Raw genomic sequence first — 22,287 nt, 5'->3', positions numbered from 1 at the left:
CGGACGCGGACGCCCCGAAATGTTTACGGGACGGCGTTCTCCGCCGCGTGCCGGCTCGCCGCGAGCGCTGATTGTCGAGGCCGATGCTCACCTGCGAAGAGCCTCCACGGGCTCGATCCGGGAGGCCCGCCACGCGGGATAGAGCCCGGCGACCAGACCGGTGAGGGCGCCGATCAGCGGCGCGGGCAGGACGGTCACGGAGGCCAGGACCGGCGTCCACTCCTGGACGATCGCGATGGCGAGGACGGTCGCCACGCCGAGGCTCGTCCCGACCAGGCCGCCGAGGAGGCCGAGGGTGGCGGACTCGGTGAGGAACTGGGCGGCGATGTGGCGGCGATGCGCGCCGAGTGAGCGGCGCAGCCCGATCTCGCCGGTCCGTTCCATCACCGCGACGAGGGTGGTGTTGGCGATTCCGACGGCGCCCACGATGAGGCAGATGGAGGCCAGCGCCAGGAACAGGCCGGAGAGGTCGGTCTTCACCTGGTCCTTGAGGTGCTCGGGGTCGGGCGGTGCGGTGACCTTGAACCGGTCGGGCTGGTCGGGCCGGATGGCCAGGGCGGCCTGCTTGGCGATCAACTGCGCCGCGCCGAGCCTGGTTTCGATGAGCACCTTCGGGTGCTCGTCGTTCCTGCCGCTCGGCGGGCCCCAGAGGTCGATCACGGTGGAGGACGGGATCAGGACCGACAGCAGCGCTTCGGGCTGGCGGTCGACCCCGTCGACGATGCCGATGACGGTGAGCGCCGTGTCCCCGACGAAGATGGCGGGCTGGGTGTCGAGCCGGGTGATGCCGAGTTTGGCCGCGGCCCCTTTCCCCAGCACGGCCACCCTTTGCCGCGTCCTTTGATGAAAGGCGTCGAACAGCCTGCCCGAACCGACGGTGGCGTGGGCGGCTTTGAGATAGCCCGGCGATACCGCCATCACGTTCAACGGCTCCCCCTCGCCGCGGGTCAGGGACGGAGGCCGCGCCGCGACCAGAGACGCGCCGTCCCCGATGGAGGGGATCGGCGCCCTGAAGTAGACGCCCGCATTGACCACGCCGTTGAGGCGGGTGAGGCGCTGTTCGGTGTCGGCCGGGAATCCGGGGCCCGCGACGTCGGGATCGGCGGGCGAGTCCTCGACGAGGACCTCGGTCGCGGCGAGCGCGGTGAACCGTTTGGAGATCTGCCCCGACGCGGTCGCGGTGAGGCCGAGGACCGCCACGAACGCCGCTATTCCGAGAATGGTCCCGAGAACGGTCAGGCCGGTCCGCCCGGGACGGGTGAGCATTCCGGAGAGGGCCTCGTCCAGCAGGTCCCGGGCGGAGAGCCGGGTCGGCTGGACGGGGGCGGCGCGGCGCTTGCGGCGCATCCGAACACTTCGAGCGAGGCCGCCTTTCATGATGGGGTCTGCGTCTGGACGGTCCCCCGCGCGAGGGCGGCGGGGTCGGCCTCGGTGAGCGCGCCGTCCCGGATGACGATCGACCGCTGTCCGCGCGCGGCGACGCCGGGATCGTGGGTGACGACCAGCACCGTGAAACCCTCGGCGTGCAATTCGTCGATCAGGGCGAGCACGGTCGCCGCGGTGGCGGTGTCGAGGTTCCCGGTCGGCTCGTCGCAGAGGAGCAGGCTCGGCCGGTTCACCAGCGCGCGGGCGATGGCGACCCGCTGCCGTTCGCCGCCCGACAACTGCCCGGCCATGGCGTGGCTCCGGTGTCCGAGCCCGACCCGCTGGAGCGTTTCGGTGGCCCGCTCGATCCGGCGCCCGCGCGGAGAACCGGTGTACAGCAGCGCCAGCATCACGTTCTCGACCGCGCTGCGGCGCGGCATCAGGTGGAACGACTGGAAGACGAACCCGAGCCTGCGGCCGCGCAGCGAGGTCCGATCCTGGTCGGACAACGCCCCGGTGTCGATCCCGTCGAGCCGGTAGGCCCCTCCGCTCGGACGGTCGAGCAGTCCCGCGATATTCAGGAATGTCGATTTCCCGGAGCCGGACGGGCCGACGACGGTGACGTATTCACCGGGCGAGACCGTGAGGTGTGAGGGCCGGAGGGCGGTGACGGGGGGCGGTCCGGGATAGGTCTTGGAGACCGCGTCGAACGCGATGACCGGCGGCCGGGGCGCGGTCATTTCCCGACCACGACCCTGTCGCCCTCGGCCAGGCCGGAGCCTTTCACTTCCACGAATCCGCCGCCAGTCGCGCCCGTGGTCACCGCTATCCGCCGCTGTTCGTCGCCGGGCCCGAGCCTCATGACCTGGGTGCTGCCGTCGGCGACCGCGTAGACCGCCGACGCGGGGACGACGAGCACGGGGCCGTCCGTGCTGGCGGCCTCGATCGTCAGGCGCACATCCTGCCCGGCGAGCTTCTCGGGCAACGGGCGCCGGCCTGTGACCTTGAACGGATATCCGGGCGCGTCCGCGCCTTCGCCGCCTTCGTTGAAGGCGCCGATGGACGAGACCGACCCCTGCACGGTGACGCCGTTCTCGTCGCTGAAGATCTTCACCGGTTTCCCGGTGCTCACCAGTCTGCGGTCGGCTCCGCTGAGGGTTCCGCGCACCACCAGTTCACCGGCCGCCAGCGTGCACACCGCCCCCTTGACCTCGGCGCCCAACCCGGCCCTCACCCGCGTGACCCGCGCGGGGAACTTCGGGACGAACACCACCTCCCCCGACTTGAGAAGGGTCTCGGTCCTGGGCTTGCCTTTGGCGGAGGTGAGCGGGGCCTTGCGGGGATCCGCAGGCCCGTCTCCGCCGCCTTCCGGCGCCGCGGTTCTGTTGACGGGTTCGTAGCCCTTGTCGACGAACAGTTTCCGCACCGCCGCCTGGGTGGACGAACCGAACGTCCCGACCCGGTCGGTGATCGTGTAGCCGATCTCCCTGAGCGCGGCCTGCAACTGTTTGACGTCCGGCCCTTTGACCCCCGGCTGGATGTCCCGATAGGCCGGGATGAAGCCGCGGAGCGCGATGACGGGGCGTCCCGAAACCTCCGCGACGACCGTTCCGGGTTTGATCCGCTGCCCCGTTCTGACGGTTCGGCGGGTGATCACCGCCTTTCCCTCTCCGGACACGGTGGGGACGACCTCGATGGCCTTTCCCGGCGCGACCGTCCCGCGGACGACCACCGTCTCGGTCAGGACGCGCCGTTCCACGACCGCCGACAGGACCGAGGGCTTCGGCGCCCGTGCGTCGGCGGCGACCTGCTGCGGTGACTTGATCAGCGCGGACGCGGCGATGCCGCCGACCGAGACGGCGACCGCGGCGAGCGCGCCGCCGAGCAGCAGCCGCCTGCCGCGGCGCGCGCCCGGAAACGGCGCGGGACTCGTCGCTTCGGCGTCGTCGCCGCGGTCGGCCGGGAGGCCAGGGGGAGTGGAAGCCATGAGGCGGAATGCCCGTCTGATCGAGGAAGTCGGGAGCGGCGACCCGTGCTCGCCGAGTGCGGGAGTCGCCCCGCGCGTCAGCCGCCCGCCGCGCGGGCATTGCTCAGGAGCACCTGATCATTCTTCTTGGCTTCGAGGAGTTGGGGCTCCATCTTGGCGATGGTCTGCTTCTGGTAGGCGGTCTCGACCGCGACCCAGATGCCGTAGAGGTTCGTCTCTTTCCGGCAGGCCGCGTCGGCCTTGGCCACGGCGATCTGGTCCGGCTTCGCGGGCGCGCGGTTGATTCCGTCGGCGCCGACCTGCGCCCAGCGGGGATCGGTCATCGCCGCCCGCGGGCTCTTGTAGGTGAATCCGGACCGGCTCATGCACGCGCTCCATTTGGCGAGCCCGGCCGTGAACCTGGAATCGGCCTCGGTCTTCTGCGTCGCCTGGAACGCCAGCATCCGCGTGTCGAGCTTCTTCGTCACCCCGCTGGTGATCTGCCGTTCCGCCTCGGCGTCGCAGCCGCCCGCCGGAACGGCGCGGCCGTTCACCGAGCGGACGTTTCCGAAGAGGACGTCCATCGCCTTCTGCCGGTAGCTCTCGGGTATCGGCCGGGACTTGCCCTTCCTGGTCTCGCGGACGTCGACCAGGTCGCGGTACCCGAGCGAGCCCGCGAGCCGCGGGTCGAGGTAGCTGAGGTAGCGGTTGGAAGCGCGGATGGGCACCTGTGGCCCGAGGTCCGAGAGGAACACGTTTCCAAGGATTTTGCGAATGCAGGATTGGGCCGCGGCGCGGCGGCCGCGCTGGACCGTGACCAGGTCGTCGTCGCTCAGCATGTACTGATCCATCGGAAAGCTGACGTTCCGGCCGTCGATGACCGGCACCGGACCGAGGGCGGGTTCGCGCTCCTTCGCCTCCGACGCCGATGACGAGCAGGAACTCAACGCGATCAGAGCCACCGCCGCGGCGGTGGCCGTGTACAACCTTGCCAATGCCTTGTCATGCCTTTCTCACGGAGCGGACCTGGCGTGGCCTTCCCGAGGGAACGCCGCGCCAGGCCGGCGTCAGTCAGTCAATGTCCGGGCTTCGGTATCACTGGAATGACTGCGCCTTGCTGCCGTTGCATCCGTACATCCAGACCTGGATGCCGTCGGTGCTCGCTCCGGGGTCATCGATGCAGAGGTTGACGTCGGTGCGGGCGGACTTGATGGCGAACCAGCCGCCGCCGAGGCTGTAGGTGCGCCATTGGACATTGGCCTGGTTGACCCGCTGCCATACGTCGACCTTCGTCTTGGCGCCGCCCCAGCCGTGGTCGTCGATGGAGTAGTTGGTGTTGGCCCACGGGTAGATGTACAGCCCGTAGGAGCCGTTCGCCTTGCCCCAGTTGGCCCGCGGGTTGTCGCGGGGGTCGAAGCCGAGCTCCACCGGAGCGCCGTTGCGGGGGGTGTCGGCGTACACGCCGAGGTAACTGCCGTCGGCCCGGTTGTAGTAGGTCTCCGCGTTCGCGGCCGCCGCCATGCCGAGCGCACATCCCGTACCGGCCAGCCCGACGACCGTCGCCCTGAGGACAATTCTGTGCACTTTGCGCACTCCTTCGTACCCAGTGGTTGTTGGTTGCGGGGCTGAGGGAAAGCGCAACACGGCGGCCGGGGCCGGGCAAGATCAGTTGATCATTCTTTGCTGTTTCGTTATCTATGCTGTTGGCCCATGATACAAAATGGACAGTCCAAACACGGCTACGGTGCGTACCCGGCCGACTCGCCAGACTGACAAAACCGCGAAACGCGCCTAATCAACGGCCATTACCCCCGCAGTTCAGTGGAAACTGGGGCGGCAATAGACGTCCATTGCCGCGCGCCCCCTTAGACGGCCTGCGCCCCCCGGTGGGAACCTTCCAACCGTGACCGCCGACGACCTCGCCGCCCCGCCCCGGGCGGCCTGGGAAGGAGCCGAGCCCCGATGACCCACGACCACACCCCGCCCGACGCCATGGCGGAACAGGCGCGCCGCGAACAGGACCTCCTCGAACGGGTGCTGCGCTCGTTCGACGACTGCGCCGACGCCCGGCTCGGGGAACTGATGCGGGCGCTGGTGCGGCATCTGCACGCCTTTCTCCGCGAGGTCCGGCTCACCGAGGAGGAATGGCGTAAGGGCATCGAGTTCCTCACCCGGGTCGGCCACATCACCGACGACGTGCGGCAGGAGTTCATCCTGCTCTCGGACGTCCTCGGCGCGTCCATGCAGATGATCACGATGAACAACCCGGCTCACGGCGACGCCACCGAGGCGACCGTCCTCGGCCCGTTCTTCGTCGCCGGCGCGCCCCGGATCGAACTCGGCGGTGACGTCGCCGCGGGCGCGCCGGGCGAACCGTGCTGGGTGGAGGGGACCGTCCGCGACACCGCGGGTGCCCCCGTCCCCGGCGCCAGGATCGAGGTGTGGGAGGCCGACGCAGACGGCCGCTACGACGTGCAGTACGACGACGACCGCACCAGGGGACGGGCCCACCTCTTCACCGGCCCGGACGGGGAGTACCGGTTCTGGGCGACCACGCCGACCCCGTACCCGATCCCGCACGACGGCCCGGTGGGCGCGCTGCTCGCCGCCGTCGGCCGCTCTCCGATGCGCGCCTCCCACCTGCACTTCCTGGTGAAGGCGGACGGCTACCGGACGCTGGTCACGCACGTCTTCGTGCGAGGCGACGGCCTGCTGGAGTCCGACACCGTCTTCGGCGTGCGGGACTCGCTGGTCAAGGACTTCGAAAGGCGCCCGGCCGGCGCGCCGACGCCCGACGGCCGCGTGCTCGACGGCGCCTGGTCGAAGGTCCGGTTCGACATCGTCCTGGCCCCCGCTGAGGAGTGATCATCACCGCGCCGGGCGTGACCCGTTTCGGCCAGTCGGGATTTCCCGCGGACGTCTACCGCCACCATGGCTTCGGCACCGGACGCCACATATCGCGACGCAGAGGAAGTTCGCGGACCGTCTCATGGGCAAGGGAAATCCACCGGCCGTGCGCCGGATCAGCTTCGTCGTCGATCTGGAGGCCTATTCCAGACGGACCGCGCCCGAGCAGGTCGACGCTCAGGGACGGCTCCTGTGGAGCATGGTCAACGCGCTTCGCGCCGCGGGGCTCGGCCCCGCCACGTGCGCCCGCCAGGACCAGGGCGACGGGCAGTTGATCATCCTTCCGGCGGGCATCAACGAGGCCCATGTGCTGCCGACCGTCATCCGTGCCGTGCACAGCGCCCTGCACCAGGTCAACTCCCGGCCGGGCAGGGCGGGCCGGCTGCGGATGCGGATGGCGCTGGCGCAGGGACCGGTGCAGATCGCCTTGACCGGCTACGTCGGGACCGGCGTGGTCGCGGCCTGCCGGATGCTCGACTCCGATCCGCCGCGCAAGGCGCTCAAGCGCAACGGGGACGCCGACCTGGTGGTCATCGTGTCCGACGATCTGTACGACCAGGTCTTCTCCCAGAACTATGACGGCACCCTCGGGGCGCCTGACTTCCAACCCGTCCAGGTCGTCCTGCGCTCCAAGGGCTACCGGGCGCGTGCCTGGCTGCACGTCCCCGGCGCACGCCCCGCCCCCGGGCTCGTCCCCGACTTCACCGGCGCCTATGAGGAGGAGACCCGCGTGCGCTGGCTCGCCGCGGCCGCCGTGCCCGCCGCCGGAGCCGGGCTCTGGTGGGCGTCCCACGACACGGACGATCTCGCGGAACCGGCGGACCAGGCCGACCAGCCGGACCAGCCGGACCACGCGGGCCAGACGGATCAGGCTTACGCGGCCGACCACGTCGATCACGGCGTGCGGCAGCCCTACGAGGACACCGCCCATATCGAACCCCAGGACCCGGTCGATCCCACCCCGGACTGGCCGCAGGACCCGGTGACCGGCCAGGAGTACGTCGCCTACAACCCGCTGGATCCGGACCCCCACTACGGGCAGCCCTACGACCTCGACCTCGATCCGATCGACACCTCGTTCGACCTTCCCGAGAGCGGCCTCGGCGACAGCGACCCGAGTCCCTGAGGGGTCTTTGGCCGATTCCAGACTCCCTGCATGAAATCCGCGGCACGGCCCGTCCAAGAAGCCGAGGACGGGCGACGTGGGGGAGAGCCGCATGGGGCGCTGGACGCTGGCGATCGACTTCGGGACCAGCTTCACCACCGCCGTGACGGCGGTGGACGGGAACGTCGTGCCGGTCGAGATCGCCAACAGCCGCTATCTGCCGTCCACCGTCGCGATGGAGGACGGCGGCGCGCTGCTCACCGGCCCGGAGGCCCTCCAGCGTGCCCGGCACGAGCCCGAGAGCGCGGTCCGGCTGCCCAAACGGGCGCTGGTCGCCGGACCCAAGGTCAGGCTCGGCGGACGCACCGTCGCCACCACCGATCTCGTGGCCGCCGTGCTCGGCCGGGCCGCGGCCGAGGCGCGCGCGGCGCACGGCGGCGCCGAGCCCGCGGAGACCACCCTCACCCATCCGGCCGGCTGGTGCGACGACCAGCTCGCGGCGCTGCGGAAGGCCGCTGCCGCGGCGGGGCTGGGCACGGTGCGCCTGGTCGCCGAGCCCATCGCCGCGGCGGCGCACTACGTGGTCGGCTGCGCGGCCGCCGAATGCCGGGCCGCGTCCCGGCTCGACCTGCCCGACGGCGCGTACCTGGCGGTGTACGACCTCGGCGGGGGCACCTTCGACACCGCGGTCGTTCAGCGCGCGGGCGCGGGGTTCGTCCTCGTCGGCGAGCCCGGCGGAGACCCCGCGCTGGGCGGCGAGGACTTCGACGAGCGCCTGCTCGAACTGCTGGCCGAACGCGCCGCCGACCGCGACCCCGACGCCTTCGACGCCCTGGACCCCGCGGTCGGCGGCCCGCCCGCCCGCCGCGCCCGCGTCATGCTGCGACGCGACATCACCGAGGCGAAACAGGCCCTGTCCCGCCGCGTCACCGTGGACCTCGCGATCCCCGGCTTCCCGGCGACCTTCCGCGTCACCCGGCGCGAGTTCACCGAGATCATCGAGGCCGATCTGCGGCGCACCGCCGACCTGCTGCGGGCCACCGTGACCGGTGCGGGCCTGGACCCGTCCGACCTGGCCGCGGTCGCGCTCGCGGGCGGATCCAGCCGGGTCCCGAGGGTCGCCGAACTGATCGCGGAGACCTTCGGAGCCCTTCCGCTCATGGCGCCCGACCCCAAGTCCTCCGTCGCCCACGGCGCGCTGCTCGAACCCGTCCACGAAACGCCTCCGCCTCCATCCCCGCCACCACCGGCCTCCTCGGACGGTGGCACGGCCGAGGCGAAACCCCTGTGGATCGACCCTGACCCAGACGGATTCCTGCCGGAGGAATGGTGAAAATCGTCATGCTCGGCCACACCTCGGCCGGAAAGACCACCTACGTCTCGCTCATGTACGACACGATGCGCGCGGGCGTCGAGGGCTTCACGCTCCGCACCGCGGACCCCTACCACCACCGGGCGCTGTCGGACGCCGCGGACGCCATCCGCCGCGGCCGCTACCCCGACGTGAGCCACCAGCGGGCCAGCTACGACCTCGTCCTGCAGCACAAGGGCACCGACGTCTTCCCCTTCACCTGGCGCGACTACCGGGGCGGCGCGCTGCGGGAGAAGGGCGCCGACAGCGCGCAGGCCCGCGAACTCCACGCCGACCTGGACGACGCCGACGCGATCGTGCTGTTCGCCGACGCCCAGCGCCTCGCGACGGCGCCGGTCGCCGCCACGGAGGCCGCCACCCTCGTCACCCACGTCATGCGGGCGGTCGCCCGCAGGGGCGACGACGACGGGCTCCTCCCGGTCCTGGTGGTCTTCACCAAGTGCGATCTGGTCGCGCTGACCGACGAGACGGCGAGCCAACTCAGCGCCCCCTTCCAGCAGTTCCTGGAAGGGGTCAACCGGTCGCCGTCCGCGCTCGGCGCGATGGTCGGGGTGTCGTGCGGTCCGAGCCCGGTCAACCTGGAGCTGCCCGTCCTGACCTGCCTGTGCGTCGGCCTCCTCAGCAGGGTCCACACGCTGGACGCGCTCGTGCGCGCGTATTCCGAGCGCGCCGAGAACCTGGCGGCCAGGGACACGATCGGCGACCGCGTCACCAGCTGGTTCAAGGGCGAGCCGTCCTTCGCCGAGCTCGCCCAGCGCGACTTCCGGCAGGCCCGGGAGGAGCTGGCCCGCCTCCAGCCGCTCGTGGAGCCCAGCGAGCGGCTGCAGGCGGTCATCGAGCGGGCCTTCGACCTCGCCGACGATTCCTGACCGAGCCCGAGGAGAGCACCCATGAAGATCCCGGAGATCAAGCTGACCATGCTGGGAGCGACCGGCTCCGGCAAGACGACCCTGATGCATGGCATGTACGCGATGCTCGCGTCCGGCGTGCACGGATACCACCTGTTCACGCAGGACCCGGACGACCACCTCGACCTGATGGAGGCCTGGGGGACGCTGCTCCAGCACGGCGAGCTGCCGCCGCCGACCCCCGAGAAGCCGACGTCGTACGAGATGGTCTTCAACTACGGTCTTGAGGCCCTGCTGCACCTGGACTTCGTGGACTTCCGCGGCGGCGCGGGGACCGAGTCCGGCCGGAAGGCGGGCGCCCACGAGGACATCGGGATGCTCCGGGCCCGGCTCGCCGAGTCCAACAGCATCTATCTCGTCCTGGACGGCAGGCACGTCGGCGACTGGGTGAAGAACGGCTGCCCGCCGATGCAGGCGGTCGGGCCGATGAGCATCGCCGTGATCGGCCGCGCCATCCTGGACCTGTTCCAGAGGTCCAGGGACGAGGGCCGGCCGCGGCCGTCGCTGGTCGTGATCATCACCAAGAGCGACGTGCTGGCGGAGACCAGCGGGCTGTCGCGGCAGGACGCCATGCGCATGATGATCAAGAACATGCGGGACCTGGTGCCCTTCGCCTACTACGACGGCGTCACCGCGATGATCTGCCCCGTCCAGCTCGGCGAGTTCGGCCTGGACGCGGGCACCGCGGTGGACCGCAGCAAGGTGAAGCCGATCTTCGTCCACAAACCGCTGATCTTCTCCCTGATGCACTACCTGACCGAGCAGATCGCCTTCGACCAGCAGAACCTGGAGGGCCTGCGGGCGGGTCAGGCCCAGGCGCGCAAAGAGCTGGAGGAGCTGAACACCGGCTTCCGCAGGCACTTCCGCGGTGACCGGATCAGGCGCAAGAGCGGCGAGATCGACTTCGCCGACGACGAGATCAGCGGCCTGCGCAAGGACCTCGGCACCGCCCAGCAGCGCGCCGCGCAGCTCATGGGCGAGCTGGACCGGCTCCCGATCATCAGGGACGGGGAGGAGGTCAAATGATCCAGTGGTCGCCGGTCGTCTACGGCCGCACCCACCTGGTCGACCAGTGGCGGCGCGCCTGGCCCGCCGACGTGCCGCTCGACGGCTGGGCCGAGCGCGCCATGACCGACGTGATCGACGGGGGGAGGGGCCTGACCCGCTGGGTCGGGGACGAGAACCGGCAGGCCCCCCGCTTCCTGCTGGCGCGCGGCGGGAGCGGTACGGGCGGCACGCTGGTCGGCGTCGCCTGCCGGGCCCGTCTCCTCAGCGACTCCCTGTACATCGAGCAGCAGGGGGAGCGCGAGCTCTACTGCTTCGTCGGCTGGTACGGCGCGGGCCGCTTCACCGGGGAACTGCCGCCGCTGGCGGAGCTGACCGAGAACTTCCCGGTGTGGGCGGGGGCTGTGTACAAGCGGTTCATGGAACCCGTCTGGATGCTTCCGCAGGGCAGGTTCGGCCTGGAGCGGACCACGCCCGAACCCGCCCCGTGGGCGTCGCCCGCCGGGAAAGAGGTCCGGGGAACGCTTCACGTGGAGCGGAACGCCCTGGTCCAGGTCCCCGCGAGCTGGGCGGACGCCGTCTGGGACAGGGCGGCCGTCACGACCGCCGACTTCGCCCTCGCCACGGGCTGGTGGAAGGCGACGGAACGGCTGAGCGAGAACCTCACCCACGTGTGCGTCGAAGGCATCGAGCGGGAGCGGACCGTCCCGAGGCCCCCGCCCCCGCCGCCGCCTTCATCCGGTCCGGCGCCGCGTCGGCCGGTCCCGCCCCGCGCCGCCCAGCACCAACCCAGGCGTCCTCCCCGGGAACCTCGCCGTGACGGCTTCTCCCGGGACCTGAAGGGACTCGTCGGAGGCGTGGCCGATCGCATCGGCAATCCCTTCTCCCGCGGTGACGACGCCGAGCCGCGGGAGGATCTGGGCTTCGGCGGCGACCCGGCGGCGGCGCAGCGGCGCGCGGAGGAGGCCGCGTGGCTCAGCGAGGAGGAACGCGCCGGGCTCCGCGACGCGCGGGAGCGCTACGACCAAGCCCTGGAGGACGCCCGCGAGGCCCACCGCAGGGCCGAGGACGCCAGGTGGGAACTCAACAGGATCCAGCGGCGGCTGGGGCTCGCGGAGACCGGCGCCGCCTCCGGTCTCGGGCCCGGCTCCGGCTCCGGTTCCGAGGATGGTCGCGACCGGTCCGCGCGGAGGGCCGGGCCCCCGCGGAAGCCGGTGCCGAGGCCCGAACTCCCACCGCGCCGCAACTCCGCCGACGACGGCGACCCCTGGGGGGAGAGCCCATGACCGAGATGCGGCATCCACTCGCGGCCCGGGTACGGGCGCTGTGCCGCGACATCGCCGACGCCGTCGCCGCGCTGGGCGACCCCGCCACCCGGGACCGGACCGCCGACGCCATCCGGGCCGAGAGCGGACGCGCGGACGCGGGCGCCGCCGGGATCGTCGTGGTCGGCGAGAAGAAGCGCGGCAAGAGCTCGCTGATCAACGCGCTGGTCGGGCACCCCGGCCTGCTGCCGGTGGAGGTGGACGTGGCCACCAGCGTCCACCTGGCCGTCGGGTACGCGCCCGAGCCGCAGGCCGAGGCCGTCCTGACCGGGCGCCCGGAGCCCCTCCGCATCACCCTTGACGAGGTCGCCGCCTACGGCGCCCTCGATCCCGAGACCGGCGAGGAGAGCCGCGACGACGTCGAGCACGTCCGCGTGGGCGTGCCGTCCCCGATGCTGCGCGCGGGGCTGGTGCTCATCGACACGCCGGGCGTCGGGGGCCTGGTCTCCGGGCACGCCCAGATCACCTTGGCGGCGCTCAACCGGGCGGACGCGCTCGTCTTCGTCGTCAACGGCTCCATGGAGCTGACCCGGTCCGAGTTGACGTTCCTCACCCGCGCCACCGAGCGGATCGCGACCGTCCTGTTCGTCCTGACCCAGATCGACAAGTACGACAACTGGCGAGAGATCCTGGAGCGCAACCGCAAGCTGCTCGCGGAGCACGCCCCCCGGTACGCCTCCGCGCCCTGGTACGCGGTGAGCAGCCGCGCCGGGATCGAGGCGATCGCCGCCCGCCGGTCCGGGGACGAGGAGAAGGCGGCCCGCCTTGAGGAGGCGTCCGGCATCGGGGAGCTGCGCGCGATGCTCGCCGAACGGGTCGCGCCCCGCGCCCAGCAGGTGCGGCTGGGCAACGCCCTGCACGTGGCGGTCCCGGAGGCCGAACGGCTCGCGGCGGCGATGGAGCGGCGGCTGCGGTCGCTCGAGCACGATCCGGACCTGGAGCGCGAGGTCCGCGACCGGCGCGACCGGCTGCGGGAGCTGCAGGGCGCCGACGCGCGCTGGCGGCGGACGCTGGCGCGCCGGACCCGCGAGCTGGAGCGGCGGCTGCGGCTGGGCTTCCAGCGCTCGGTCAACGACCTGCGTGCCCTCGCCGAGGAGAAGATCGCGGTGAGCAGCGGCGCCGAGGTGGTCCGCGAGCTGCCCGGCGACCTGGAGACCGGCATCCAGGGAATCTGGATGGAACTGCAGAACAACGCGTCCGCCGGAATACGGGAGACCGCGGCCGAGATCGGCCGTGAGTTCGCCGACGTCGACGCGGAGGTGACCGGCGACCTGACGCTGCCGGAACGGCTCCGCTCGCTGCCGGCGATGCAGTCCAGCACCGACGACTCGCACGGGCCGCTGGCGGTGATCGAGCGGGTCATGCCGGGATGGGGCGCCGGCACCCTGGTCATGGTGGGGCTGAGCGCGCTCACCCAGACGCTGCTGCTGCCGGTCGCCGCGGGGATCGGGCTGCTGGCGCTGCTCAGCGGACGGCGCAAGCGGCGCGAGGAGCTGCGGCGGGTCCGCGGCGACGCCACCAAGTACGTCAACCGGCTGGTGGTGGAGCTCAACACCGAGATCCCGCCGAGGATCTCGGCGACCGTCGACGACCTCGGCGAGCGGCTCGCCGAGGCGATCACCGACCGGGTGCGGGACCAGCGGGAGCGGCTTGAGGCCGAGCTCGCCGCGCACCAGAACGACCTGCGCGCCGCCAAGGAGACGCTCGCCCGCGACCGCGGGCAGGTGCGGGCGGCGCTGGCGCGGCTGCGCGACCTCACCGAGCGGGCGGCCGCGCTCCGCCGGGAACTGGAGGCCGGCTGATGTCCCTCGGCGAGGGCGCGCCTCCGGAGCCGGACGTCTCGGCCGCGAGGGCCCGTGCGGATCGCCGGCACCTGCTGGCGGTCTGCATGGACATGGCGGACCGCCTGCGGGACGGCCGGTCCGCGCTGTTCGAGCGGCTCAACCGGGGACTGGCCGAGATCGGCGTCCGGGTGGTCATGCCCGACGGGGCGCCGTTCGACGAGCGGGCGCACCAGGCGCTGGGCCGCGAGAAGACCACGGACGCACGCAAGGACATGACGGTGGCCAGCACCGAGTTCGCCGGATACGTGGACGCCGACGGCACGGTGCTGCGCCGGGCGCAGGTGTACGTCTACCGGGTCGCCGGCGCGGGCCCGGCGGAAGACCCGAGCGAAGTTCGAAGGAAGGCCGGGGAATGAAGGCACAGCGGACCGCGATCATCGCTTTTCTCCTGGGCGGCGCGGCGGGCGCCCTGGCCGGGCAGGCGCTGCCCGGCGGCCTTCGCCGCCGCGGGCGGGCGCCGTCCGGTGACGGCTGGACGGAGGTCGACTACCGCGGCATCGCCGACGGACGGGACCACCGGGACGGCCGGGCCGCCGAGCAGCGGCGCGCTCTCATCGAGGCCTGCATCGGGATCGCCGACCACGCGCGCGACGGCGACCCGGCGCTCTGGCGGCGCGTGACCGACGCCCTGGCCAAGGTGGGCGTCACCACGGTCGTCCCCGACGGCGCGCCGTTCGACCCCGGGATCCACAACGCGCTGCACGACGAGCCCACCGACGACCCCGCCCGCCACCTCACCGTCGCCGCCACCGACAAGCCCGGCTACGCCGACGGCGGCGACTGGCTGCGCCGTCCCGTGGTCGTCGTCTACCGTCACGGCGCCGACACCGACAGCGGTGCCGACGCCGATTGAACCGATGGCCCCTTGCTAGCCCTCCGGGCTCCCGCCTTCTCCGGTTCGCTGGTCCCGCAGCAGTCGGCGTAGCGATTCGGCGTCGCCGCGCAGGGCGGCGATCTCGTCGAGGCGGCGGCGGGCCTCCTCGCGCCGCGGGGCCAGCACGGCCTCGGACTCGGCGCGGTTGGCCTGCGCCTCGGCGAGCTCCTCGTGCAGTCGCAGCTGCCGCTCGGCGAGGCGGTCGGACGCCGCTCGCTCCAGGTCGGTCAGCACCTGCCGCAGCGCGTCCTGGAGGGCGGGCGGCAGCGCGGACCGCTGCTGCGCGATGACCTGGTCGACATACGCCTCCAGCGCCTTGCGTCCTCGGCCTTTGAAGTAGCGCCTGACCCCGAGGGTCACCAGCGTGACCGCCCCGGCGGCGACGCCGATCACCGCGAGCGGTCCCGCCTTCGGGTGCCTGCGCACGAAACCGCCGACCCCCGCGGCCGCGTTGCCGAGCGCCGCGCCGGCGGGCTTGGCGCCCTTCCGCGCGGTGTCCCGCAACCACTGGATCTGCTCGGCCCGCTCGGCCTCGGCCGCCTCATCGTCCTCCCGGGGTTCGATCTCCAGGGCCGGGTCGGCCCCGGCGCTCTCCGCAGCCGCCGGCTCCCCGGTCTCCGCGTGCCCCTCCGATTCCGCGGAGGTCGAAGACGTGAAGCCGCCGAGCTGGGACGGGACGACCGCCACGCCGTGCACGCCGAATTCCTCGGCCAGCCCGTCCACGATGGCCGACGCCCTGTCGTAGAGGAGGTTCTCCAGCTCCATTCCGAGCCCGCGGATGCCGTCGGCCAGGTCGCGCGGAACCTCGGTCTGGACGTCCTTGCCGCCCGCCCGGACGGCGTCGTGCGCCGTGTCGCGCAGCGTGTTCAGGCGCTCCTCCGTCCGGGCGCGCAGGTCCCGCTCCAGGGCGCCGACGCGCTCGCCGAGCCTGCCGCGCCACGCGGCGTCGCGCGACTGCAGGACGATGAGCTCCTGCTGGCGGCGGCGGATCTCACCGTCGAGCGCCCCGTCCTTGGACAGCGACCGGGCGAGGTCCCGCTGCCGCCCGTCGAGCCGGTCGAGGGCGGCGGCCCCGGTGTCGAGCAGTCCGCCGAGCCGGCCGGCCTGGATCCGCTGGAGGGTCCTGTCGCGCAGCTCGGTGGACAGCGCGTCGTAGCGGCTCCTGTCCCGCAGCCCGGCCGCGAACTCCGGGTCGCTTTCGGCGGCGCGGTCGGCGTCGGACTTGTATCGGCTGCTGACCGGGAACCAGGGCGCGTCCATGAACCGCGGAGCGTGCCGGGCGAGCAGCTCCAGGTCGCGGTCGAGCGTCGTCCGCCAGTGCGGATGGAGGTCGATCTTCGTGAGGGCGAACAGCACCGTCCCGGTCCGTTCGCTCGCGCGGGTCAGGAACTCCAGTTCGGACCGGCTGAGCTCCATCGACCCGTTGACCACGAACAGCAGCGCGTCGGCACGCTCCAGGGCGGCCAGGGTGATGGCCGAGTGCCCGGCCAGCAGCCCGCCGACGCCCGGGGTGTCGATCAGGCCGAGGCCGCCGGCCAGCAGGTCGGCGGGGAGCTGGATCTCCACCCCGGTCACTTCGGGATGGCGCTCCTCGCCGGTGTCGGGGTCGACCGCGCCGTACTCCGCGATCTCCGCGAAGGGGATCTGCCTGGCGTCCTCCCCGAGGACCCACGCCAGGTCCTTCGGGCCGTAGCCGACCGACAGGTGCACGCTGGTGGCCACGTCCGCGTCGACGGGCAGCAGATCGGGGCGGTCCAGCAGCGCGTTGATGAGCGAGCTCTTGCCCCGCTTCTTCTCGCCCACGACCACCACGGTCGATCCCGGGTGCGCCGCCGACGCCGTCTGGCCGCGGAGCAGCGCGGAGTCCTCCAGCGCACCCGTGCGGACGCAGAGCGAGGTGATCCGCTCGGTGAGTTTCAGGACGTCGTCGGTCAGCGGATGCCGTGGCACGACGGCCATGGACACCTCCAGGGGAAGGGGGCGTAAGGTCCTCGCTTACTTGGACGTGGCCGGGCTCGCCGACTGTTGCAGCCCTCAGCCGTCCAATAGCGGGCCGATCCGATCGCGCCGCCCGGAGGGGCGGATGCTCCCGCAGCGACCGGTGGGGACCACGCGCCGGTCGACCTTCGCCACATTCCGGTGATGGTCGTGCATCTTCCTGGTGAGGCCAGCCATCCTTGACATGTGACGGTTCGACGAGTGCGGGATCCGGCGGAGGCTGCCATGACTCACACCGCGTCCCCGCGGTCGACGGGATCGGAACCCCAGCGGCCGTGGCCGCGCGGGACGCTCCTGGCGAAGCTGCCCCCCGCGAGCCGGACGCGCCTGATGGAACTGGGGTCCCAGCGCGTCTACGAGCATGGCGAGGTGCTGCTGTACGAGCAGGAACGCTCGACGCACGTGGTGCTGCTGCTCGGCGGCTTCGCCAAGGTCACCTCCAACCTCGGCGACGGCCGGGTGGCCCTGCTCGGCATCCGGATGGCCGGCGACACCGTGGGCGAGATGGCCGCGCTGGACGGCTCCCCGCGCGCGGCGACCGTGACGGCCTGCGGCCGCCTGCTCGTCCGCACCATCCCGCGGGAGGAGTTCATCGCGCTGCTGCGGGACCTGCCGGATGTGAACATCAACGTGTCGGGTGTGATCAGCCGGCGGCTCCGCTGGGCCAACCGCAGACGAGTCGACTTCTACGGCTACCCGACCCGCGTCCGGCTCGCGCGCATCCTGGTCGACCTCGCCGCGACCTACGGCCACGCGGCGGACGAGGGCATCGTCTTCGACATCGAGCTCACCCAGGACGAGCTCGGCGCGATGGCCGGGGCCGACGCCGACACGGCGGGCAGGGAACTGCGCAAACTGAAGTCGGACGGCCTGATCGGCACCGGCTACCGGCGGACCGCCATCCTCGACCTGAAGGCCCTGCGGGCCATGGCCAGGCTGGCCGACGGCGGGCATGCGGGCTGATTTCCAGCCAGGTGCATGAAATTCCCCCATCCGCACCGTCCAAGAGAGGTAGGCGGATGGAAGGGGAGACCCCCATGGCGTGCGGAACGCTGATGATCGACACCGGTCGCCCGCCACGGCCGGTGCGATGACGACGACGGTCGCGGACGGTCCGCTGTCGAGCAGGCTGCGGGCGCTCTGCGCGCGGACCGCGCCGCTGCTGGAGCCGGGCCCCGCCGCCGACGGGCTGGCCGCCGTCACGGCGAGGCTCGGCGAGCCCGGCCTGCGGCTGGCGGTCGGCGGCCGCGTCAAGGCGGGGAAGTCCACGCTGGTCAACGCGCTGCTGGGACATCGCCTGGCCGCCACCGCCGCCACCGAGTGCACGCTGCTCGTGACCTGGTTCCGTGACTCGTTCGTCAACCGCGTCCAGGTGCGTCACCACGACGGCAGGGTCGTCTACGTGCCGGGCAGGCCGGGCGGCGGGGTGCCCGACGATCCGGGCGACCTGGGCTTTCCGCCCGGGGAGATCGCCGAACTGGTGGTGGAGGTCCCCAACGAGAACCTCGCCTCCGGCTACACGCTGGTCGACACCCCCGGAATGGACGCGCTGAGCGGCCTGGACGCGATGTCGATGGCCGCTCTCGCCCGCGCCGACGCCCTGCTGTACGTGACCCCGCACCCCGGCGAGAACGACCGGGACGCGCTGGAGGCGCTGCGCCGCAAGGCCGACCGGCACATCACGGCCCTCAACGTGCTGGGCGTCCTCAGCAGGGTGGACGAACTCGGCGACGGGACCGGCGACCCGTGGCCGAGGGCGCGCAAGGTCGCCGCCCGCTACGGGGAGCGCCTGTCCGGCGTCGCCGCGCGGGTGATCCCCGTCGTCGGCCTCCTCGCCGAGACCGCCCGGGGGGACCACTACTCCGACGCCGACACGGCGTCGCTGCACCGCCTGGCGGCCGCCGCCCCAGAGGACCTCGACGGGGCCCTCTACTCCGCGGACTTCTTCATGTCCTGGGACGACGCCCCCATCACCAGCACGGAACGCGAACGGCTCCTCGGACTCCTCGGCCGCTATGGCATCGCGACCGCGGTCGAGGCCGTCCAGCGGGGGGCGGCGAGCAGCGCGGAGATCCTGGCGGACCTGCGGCGGCACAGCGGCGTCGACGATCTTCTCGACCAGATCCGCGAGCACTTCGGCACCAGGGCGGACCGCCTCCGCGCCGCCTCCGCCGCGGCGCTGCTGGAGGAGGTGTGCGCGCTCGGGCGCGGACGAGAGGAGACCGCCGCCCTCACCGCGCTGCGTTCCCAGCTGACCGACCTGCGCCGCCATCCGCTCATGCGGCAGACCGCCCTCGCCACCGCCCTGGTCGCGATGGCCTCGGGTGCCCTGGTCCTGCCGGACGACGACCAGGGAGCCCTCGTCCGCCTCGCCACCGGGCAGGACGCGGCCGCCTGCCTCGGCCTGCCGCCGGACGCGCCGTCACCGGCCGTGTGCGAGGCCGCCGGCAAGGAGATCCGGCGCTGGCAGGTCCACGAATGGTCCGACTCCCGCGTCGTCCAGCGGCACGCCGAGACCGCCCGCGAGGTGTGCGAGGCGTTCTACTTCGCGGCGGAGGAAGGCATCGGATGACGGCCGTCGAACAACACCACGCGCACTTCGCCCGGCCGTGCCTCGGGCCGCGCTTTCGGCCGCGCCTCGGGTCGTGCCGAGAGCGCACGCCGCGCCCGAAGAATGCGCGTCTGGACGGTGGTGAGCGGAACACCTTCGAGATCCGCGACCTCCCGATAAGACAGGCCGACGGCGACGTGCAGGACGAGGGCGCGACGCTTGGCGGGTGACAGCTTTACCAGCAACGCGCGGCAGTATTCGCGATCGATCGTCTGCTCGGCGGGGCCGGGCAGCGGCGGGAGCAAATGCTCCAGCTCGCCGACGCCGATCGGATCCGGACGGCGTTCCCGCGACCGGCGCTGATCGAGGGCCGCGTTGGTGGCGATCGAGTAGAGCCAGGTGCCCACTTGCGAGCGTCCGTCGAATCGCGCAAGCCCCGCCATGGCCTTCACCCAGCATTCCTGAAGGGCGTCCTGGGCGTCCTCCGCGTCCTTGGTGATCCGCAGGCACACCCGCAGGAGCCGCGGCTCATGCCTGCGCACCAACTCGGCGAACGCCCCCTGGTCGCCGCGCTGGAAACAGCCCACAAGATTTTTGTCGTCCATGCCAGCAATCCGGACATATGGCATGGCATGCCGTACCGCGCTCCCCGTCACAGCCGCCTCCCGTTCTGGCCCCTTGGGAAGCATTATGTCCGCGTTGCGTCCCACCAGATTCCGGCAATTGACGGCTTCTTCAAGAACAATCTTGCCGACTTCCCCGTCTGCACCCAAAAGCCCTGTTCAGCCCATGGTTCTGCGCTCCCGCTCGGCGGTCGGAGCTGGCTGGCAGGAAGGGGCCACCGTCCAGATCCGGTCACCGTCTTGTAAGCCAGCCGACGCGCATTTTATATCGATCGCAGGGAGAATTATGTGGAGAGGGACGTCCATGCCAGAGAAGACCTGGGGCGACGGCGAGTACACCGAAGACGACGTCATCGAGTCGGCCGATCACACCGGCTACACATCTGTCTCCGATTACGTCCACGACGAGAACGCCCTAGCTCCCGACCCCGTCGATGATTTCGCCACCGACGTCGGCTCGGACGACTACGGCGTAGAAACTGACTTCTAGGGATCCCGGCATTCTCAACGGATGACCTTGACCGCATCCCCAGACCAGTCCCGTGGCGATCAACGATGTAGTCCGCCCGGCATTCCTGCTTAGCCGCCAACGCCGCCGATAGATGACGCGAGCTGATACTGAAAACGCATGCTACCCGCCGCGCCCTCAAAGGATGCGGCCCGCGCCACCGAGCGATCGCAACCATTCGCGCAATTCCGTTCACACTTCCTTAATCCCAAGAGTCCGTTCGAGAGTCGGAACCCCGGCCGTTGTCGTTAATCGACCGCGGATTGCCTCCGCCGCCGCGCTCCAACTGACCCTCGGAGACCCAGAGGATTCACAGCGCGACATCACCCTTCTGTGGGCACGTTGACGGCGGAAAACCGCCAGAGCTTCGCAGGCGATGACTGTTGGCTGGGACGCACTTCCACTGCGTTCCCCACCAACAGGACGGAATCGATGTCCATAGTCGGCACAGCCCCGTCGTCCCGCTCGTCGATGACGGGCTGGGCGGCGGTGCTCTCGGTGACGATGGGGATCTTCTCGATCGTCACCACGGAGATCCTGCCGATCGGGCTGCTGACGTCCATCGGCTCCGGCTTCGCCGTCTCCGACGGGACGGCCGGGCTGATGATGGCCATGCCCGGCTACCTGGCGGCGATCGCGGCTCCCACGGTCACCGTCGCCACGGCGCGGATCGACCGGCGGCTGATGCTGTGCGCCTGCATGTTCCTGCTGGCGTCGGCGAACTTCATCGCGGCCGCCGCGCCGGGCTACTGGGCGATGCTCCTCTCACGCGTGCTGGTCGGGATCGTCATCGGCGGCTTCTGGTCGATCGGCGCGGGGCTGGCGGACCGGCTGGTGCCCGAACCCTCGACGCGCCGGGCGACCGCGGTGATCTTCTCGGCCGTCCCGTTGGGATCGGTTCTCGGCGTGCCGCTGGGGACCTTGATCGGGGACTTGGCGGGATGGCGGGCCAGCTTCGTGGTGATGGGCGTGCTGTCCACCATGGTGCTCGTGGCGCTCGCCGTCCTGGTGCCACCACTGCCCGCCGAGCAGGTCACCCGGCTCACCATGCTGCGCGGCATGATCCAGAACGCGGGCACCCGTTTCGCGCTCCTGCTGACCTTCCTGGTCGTCATGGCGCATTTCGGCACCTACACATATGTAACGCCGTTCCTTGAGCGAGTAACGCACGTGCCGCCAGAATTGATCACAGTGTTCCTGCTGGCTTACGGCATCGCCGGGATCCTCGGCAATTTCCTGTGCGGCGCGACCGTAGCCCGCCACCCGTACGCGACCTTCGGCGCCGCCGGAGCCCTCATCGCCGTCGCCACACTGACGTTTCCACTCCTCGGCCAATGGGACGCGGGCGCAATCGCACTACTCATCGTGTGGGGCGTCGGCTACGGCGCAGTTCCGGTCTGTTCGCAGACTCTGTTCGTCAGGGCGGCCCCGCATGCACCGGAGGCCGCGTCCGTGCTCTTCACGGCATCGTTCCAAGCGACGCTCTCGACCGGTGCCCTTATGGGAGGCGTCGTCGTGGACCGCACGTCCCCATCGACGGTCATGCTCCTGGGAGGGCTTACGGCCAGCGTCATGGCGACGACTGTGCTTTCTCGCAGGGCGCGTCGCACGTCCACCTGATCAGACTCAGCAAAGACCGGCCCCAACGACGAACGTTGGCCCTGCTGTTCAACAGCAATCGTCCCCACAATTCCCAACCAGGCGCCCCACGGTCTCGGACGGCCGTCAAGAACCCTCCGGGCAAAAGCACGTCGGCAAGCACAGCTTCCTCGACCCCTTGACCCGCCGGGCGGTGGGCCCATCCCCGCGTACGCGCGGAGCACTGTAAGGCACGGGATGTCTCATGCCTGGAAGCAGGACCATCCCCGCGTACGCGGGACCATCCCCGCGTACGCGGGGAGCACCCGGCCACGATCCAGTTCGAGGCGAACATCCT

General features: G+C 71.4%; 21 protein-coding genes. 13 read left to right on the top strand and 8 right to left on the bottom strand.

Annotated features, from left to right (window positions below):
- Positions 1-87: 87 nt before the first annotated feature.
- From ACH01S_RS39850 to ACH01S_RS39830, 5 genes are all read right to left on the bottom strand, one after another.
- Entirely contained in the window at positions 88-1,347 is a 1,260-nt protein-coding gene (locus tag ACH01S_RS39850) for an ABC transporter permease (RefSeq protein WP_067905149.1), read from the bottom strand.
- A gap of 26 nt (positions 1,348-1,373) precedes the next feature.
- Positions 1,374-2,105, bottom strand: coding sequence for an ABC transporter ATP-binding protein (locus ACH01S_RS39845; protein WP_067905146.1), 732 nt, complete (start codon positions 2,103-2,105; stop codon positions 1,374-1,376).
- A complete protein-coding gene (locus tag ACH01S_RS39840; protein WP_083981683.1) occupies positions 2,102-3,352 on the bottom strand; it encodes a peptidoglycan-binding protein in 1,251 nt (416 codons plus the stop codon). The genes ACH01S_RS39845 and ACH01S_RS39840 overlap by 4 nt, the downstream gene beginning before the upstream one ends.
- 77 nt (positions 3,353-3,429) lie before the next feature.
- Positions 3,430-4,170 carry a hypothetical protein gene (locus ACH01S_RS39835; RefSeq protein WP_148344416.1) on the bottom strand — a complete coding sequence of 247 codons (741 nt, stop codon included), beginning with the start codon at positions 4,168-4,170 and terminating at the stop codon, positions 3,430-3,432.
- Positions 4,171-4,426: 256 nt separating this feature from the next.
- Positions 4,427-4,915, bottom strand: coding sequence for an RICIN domain-containing protein (locus tag ACH01S_RS39830; RefSeq protein WP_148344417.1), 489 nt, complete (start codon positions 4,913-4,915; stop codon positions 4,427-4,429).
- 378 nt (positions 4,916-5,293) lie between these two features.
- Here ACH01S_RS39830 and ACH01S_RS39825 point away from each other — a divergent pair, with 378 nt between their 5' ends.
- The 9 genes from ACH01S_RS39825 (at position 5,294) to grpE (ACH01S_RS39785) (ending at position 14,650) form a co-directional block, all read left to right on the top strand.
- A complete protein-coding gene (locus tag ACH01S_RS39825; RefSeq protein WP_067905137.1) occupies positions 5,294-6,196 on the top strand; it encodes a hydroxyquinol 1,2-dioxygenase in 903 nt (300 codons plus the stop codon).
- 124 nt (positions 6,197-6,320) lie between these two features.
- On the top strand, positions 6,321-7,364 hold the full coding sequence (locus ACH01S_RS39820) for a hypothetical protein (RefSeq protein ID WP_067905134.1): 1,044 nt from the start codon (positions 6,321-6,323) through the stop codon (positions 7,362-7,364).
- A gap of 91 nt (positions 7,365-7,455) precedes the next feature.
- The gene (locus tag ACH01S_RS39815) at positions 7,456-8,676 is read left to right on the top strand and encodes an Hsp70 family protein (protein WP_067905130.1); all 1,221 of its coding nucleotides are present in this window, start codon (positions 7,456-7,458) and stop codon (positions 8,674-8,676) included.
- Positions 8,670-9,584, top strand: coding sequence for a TRAFAC clade GTPase domain-containing protein (locus ACH01S_RS39810; protein WP_067905127.1), 915 nt, complete (start codon positions 8,670-8,672; stop codon positions 9,582-9,584). Before ACH01S_RS39815 ends, ACH01S_RS39810 begins: the two co-directional genes overlap by 7 nt.
- Before the next feature lie 21 nt (positions 9,585-9,605).
- Positions 9,606-10,649, top strand: a complete 1,044-nt coding sequence (locus ACH01S_RS39805) for a TRAFAC clade GTPase domain-containing protein (RefSeq protein ID WP_067905124.1) — start codon at positions 9,606-9,608, stop codon at positions 10,647-10,649.
- Positions 10,646-11,914 (top strand): hypothetical protein, encoded by a 1,269-nt coding sequence (locus tag ACH01S_RS39800; protein WP_067905121.1) that lies wholly within the window; start codon positions 10,646-10,648, stop codon positions 11,912-11,914. The genes ACH01S_RS39805 and ACH01S_RS39800 overlap by 4 nt, the downstream gene beginning before the upstream one ends.
- Positions 11,911-13,755 carry a dynamin family protein gene (locus ACH01S_RS39795; protein ID WP_067905118.1) on the top strand — a complete coding sequence of 615 codons (1,845 nt, stop codon included), beginning with the start codon at positions 11,911-11,913 and terminating at the stop codon, positions 13,753-13,755. The genes ACH01S_RS39800 and ACH01S_RS39795 overlap by 4 nt, the downstream gene beginning before the upstream one ends.
- On the top strand, positions 13,755-14,153 hold the full coding sequence (grpE, locus tag ACH01S_RS39790) for a nucleotide exchange factor GrpE (RefSeq protein ID WP_067905115.1): 399 nt from the start codon (positions 13,755-13,757) through the stop codon (positions 14,151-14,153). The genes ACH01S_RS39795 and grpE (ACH01S_RS39790) overlap by 1 nt, the downstream gene beginning before the upstream one ends.
- Positions 14,150-14,650: a nucleotide exchange factor GrpE gene (gene grpE / locus ACH01S_RS39785; protein WP_067905112.1), complete on the top strand. Its 501-nt coding sequence runs from the start codon at positions 14,150-14,152 to the stop codon at positions 14,648-14,650. Before grpE (ACH01S_RS39790) ends, grpE (ACH01S_RS39785) begins: the two co-directional genes overlap by 4 nt.
- Positions 14,651-14,665: 15 nt before the next feature.
- On the opposite strand, the gene ACH01S_RS39780 is transcribed toward grpE (ACH01S_RS39785), so the two are convergent.
- Complete coding sequence (locus ACH01S_RS39780) at positions 14,666-16,630, bottom strand: dynamin family protein (RefSeq protein WP_067905109.1); 1,965 nt, start codon at positions 16,628-16,630, stop codon at positions 14,666-14,668.
- A gap of 264 nt (positions 16,631-16,894) precedes the next feature.
- Between ACH01S_RS39780 and ACH01S_RS39775 the strand changes: the two genes are divergently transcribed.
- Both ACH01S_RS39775 and ACH01S_RS39770 read left to right on the top strand, forming a co-directional pair.
- Positions 16,895-17,632 (top strand): Crp/Fnr family transcriptional regulator, encoded by a 738-nt coding sequence (locus ACH01S_RS39775; protein ID WP_067905106.1) that lies wholly within the window; start codon positions 16,895-16,897, stop codon positions 17,630-17,632.
- A gap of 127 nt (positions 17,633-17,759) precedes the next feature.
- A complete protein-coding gene (locus ACH01S_RS39770; protein ID WP_067905103.1) occupies positions 17,760-19,241 on the top strand; it encodes a GTPase in 1,482 nt (493 codons plus the stop codon).
- Here ACH01S_RS39770 and ACH01S_RS39765 read toward each other — a convergent pair.
- Positions 19,211-19,825 carry an RNA polymerase sigma factor gene (locus ACH01S_RS39765; protein WP_169809436.1) on the bottom strand — a complete coding sequence of 205 codons (615 nt, stop codon included), beginning with the start codon at positions 19,823-19,825 and terminating at the stop codon, positions 19,211-19,213. The two genes, ACH01S_RS39770 and ACH01S_RS39765, sit on opposite strands and share 31 nt — an antisense overlap.
- A 322-nt stretch (positions 19,826-20,147) precedes the next feature.
- Here ACH01S_RS39765 and ACH01S_RS39760 point away from each other — a divergent pair, with 322 nt between their 5' ends.
- Entirely contained in the window at positions 20,148-20,333 is a 186-nt protein-coding gene (locus ACH01S_RS39760) for a hypothetical protein (RefSeq protein ID WP_067905097.1), read from the top strand.
- A 341-nt stretch (positions 20,334-20,674) separates the two neighbouring features.
- Here ACH01S_RS39760 and ACH01S_RS44775 read toward each other — a convergent pair whose 3' ends face one another.
- Complete coding sequence (locus ACH01S_RS44775) at positions 20,675-20,878, bottom strand: hypothetical protein (RefSeq protein WP_169809435.1); 204 nt, start codon at positions 20,876-20,878, stop codon at positions 20,675-20,677.
- Between ACH01S_RS44775 and ACH01S_RS39755 the strand changes: the two genes are divergently transcribed.
- Entirely contained in the window at positions 20,856-21,971 is a 1,116-nt protein-coding gene (locus ACH01S_RS39755) for an MFS transporter (protein WP_246236736.1), read from the top strand. The two genes, ACH01S_RS44775 and ACH01S_RS39755, sit on opposite strands and share 23 nt — an antisense overlap.
- Positions 21,972-22,287 lie beyond the last annotated feature (316 nt).

The organism is Actinomadura chibensis NBRC 106107, from assembly GCF_001552135.1.
GTDB classification, from domain to species: Bacteria; Actinomycetota; Actinomycetes; order Streptosporangiales; family Streptosporangiaceae; genus Spirillospora; species Spirillospora chibensis.
Note: the sequence above shows the minus strand (reverse complement) of the source record. Positions and strands in the feature narration are given on the sequence as shown.

Coding starts and splice junctions, on each gene's coding strand:
- ACH01S_RS39850 (WP_067905149.1), bottom strand. CDS start 1,347: ATGCGCCGCAAGCGCCGCGCCGCCCCCGTCCAGCCGACCCGGCTCTCC.
- ACH01S_RS39845 (WP_067905146.1), bottom strand. CDS start 2,105: ATGACCGCGCCCCGGCCGCCGGTCATCGCGTTCGACGCGGTCTCCAAG.
- ACH01S_RS39840 (WP_083981683.1), bottom strand. CDS start 3,352: ATGGCTTCCACTCCCCCTGGCCTCCCGGCCGACCGCGGCGACGACGCC.
- ACH01S_RS39835 (WP_148344416.1), bottom strand. CDS start 4,170: ATGCTGAGCGACGACGACCTGGTCACGGTCCAGCGCGGCCGCCGCGCC.
- ACH01S_RS39825 (WP_067905137.1), top strand. CDS start 5,294: ATGACCCACGACCACACCCCGCCCGACGCCATGGCGGAACAGGCGCGC.
- ACH01S_RS39820 (WP_067905134.1), top strand. CDS start 6,321: ATGGGCAAGGGAAATCCACCGGCCGTGCGCCGGATCAGCTTCGTCGTC.
- ACH01S_RS39815 (WP_067905130.1), top strand. CDS start 7,456: ATGGGGCGCTGGACGCTGGCGATCGACTTCGGGACCAGCTTCACCACC.
- ACH01S_RS39810 (WP_067905127.1), top strand. CDS start 8,670: ATGGTGAAAATCGTCATGCTCGGCCACACCTCGGCCGGAAAGACCACC.
- ACH01S_RS39805 (WP_067905124.1), top strand. CDS start 9,606: ATGAAGATCCCGGAGATCAAGCTGACCATGCTGGGAGCGACCGGCTCC.
- ACH01S_RS39800 (WP_067905121.1), top strand. CDS start 10,646: ATGATCCAGTGGTCGCCGGTCGTCTACGGCCGCACCCACCTGGTCGAC.
- ACH01S_RS39795 (WP_067905118.1), top strand. CDS start 11,911: ATGACCGAGATGCGGCATCCACTCGCGGCCCGGGTACGGGCGCTGTGC.
- grpE (WP_067905115.1), top strand. CDS start 13,755: ATGTCCCTCGGCGAGGGCGCGCCTCCGGAGCCGGACGTCTCGGCCGCG.
- grpE (WP_067905112.1), top strand. CDS start 14,150: ATGAAGGCACAGCGGACCGCGATCATCGCTTTTCTCCTGGGCGGCGCG.
- ACH01S_RS39780 (WP_067905109.1), bottom strand. CDS start 16,630: ATGGCCGTCGTGCCACGGCATCCGCTGACCGACGACGTCCTGAAACTC.
- ACH01S_RS39775 (WP_067905106.1), top strand. CDS start 16,895: ATGACTCACACCGCGTCCCCGCGGTCGACGGGATCGGAACCCCAGCGG.
- ACH01S_RS39770 (WP_067905103.1), top strand. CDS start 17,760: ATGACGACGACGGTCGCGGACGGTCCGCTGTCGAGCAGGCTGCGGGCG.
- ACH01S_RS39765 (WP_169809436.1), bottom strand. CDS start 19,825: ATGGACGACAAAAATCTTGTGGGCTGTTTCCAGCGCGGCGACCAGGGG.
- ACH01S_RS39760 (WP_067905097.1), top strand. CDS start 20,148: ATGCCAGAGAAGACCTGGGGCGACGGCGAGTACACCGAAGACGACGTC.
- ACH01S_RS39755 (WP_246236736.1), top strand. CDS start 20,856: ATGGGGATCTTCTCGATCGTCACCACGGAGATCCTGCCGATCGGGCTG.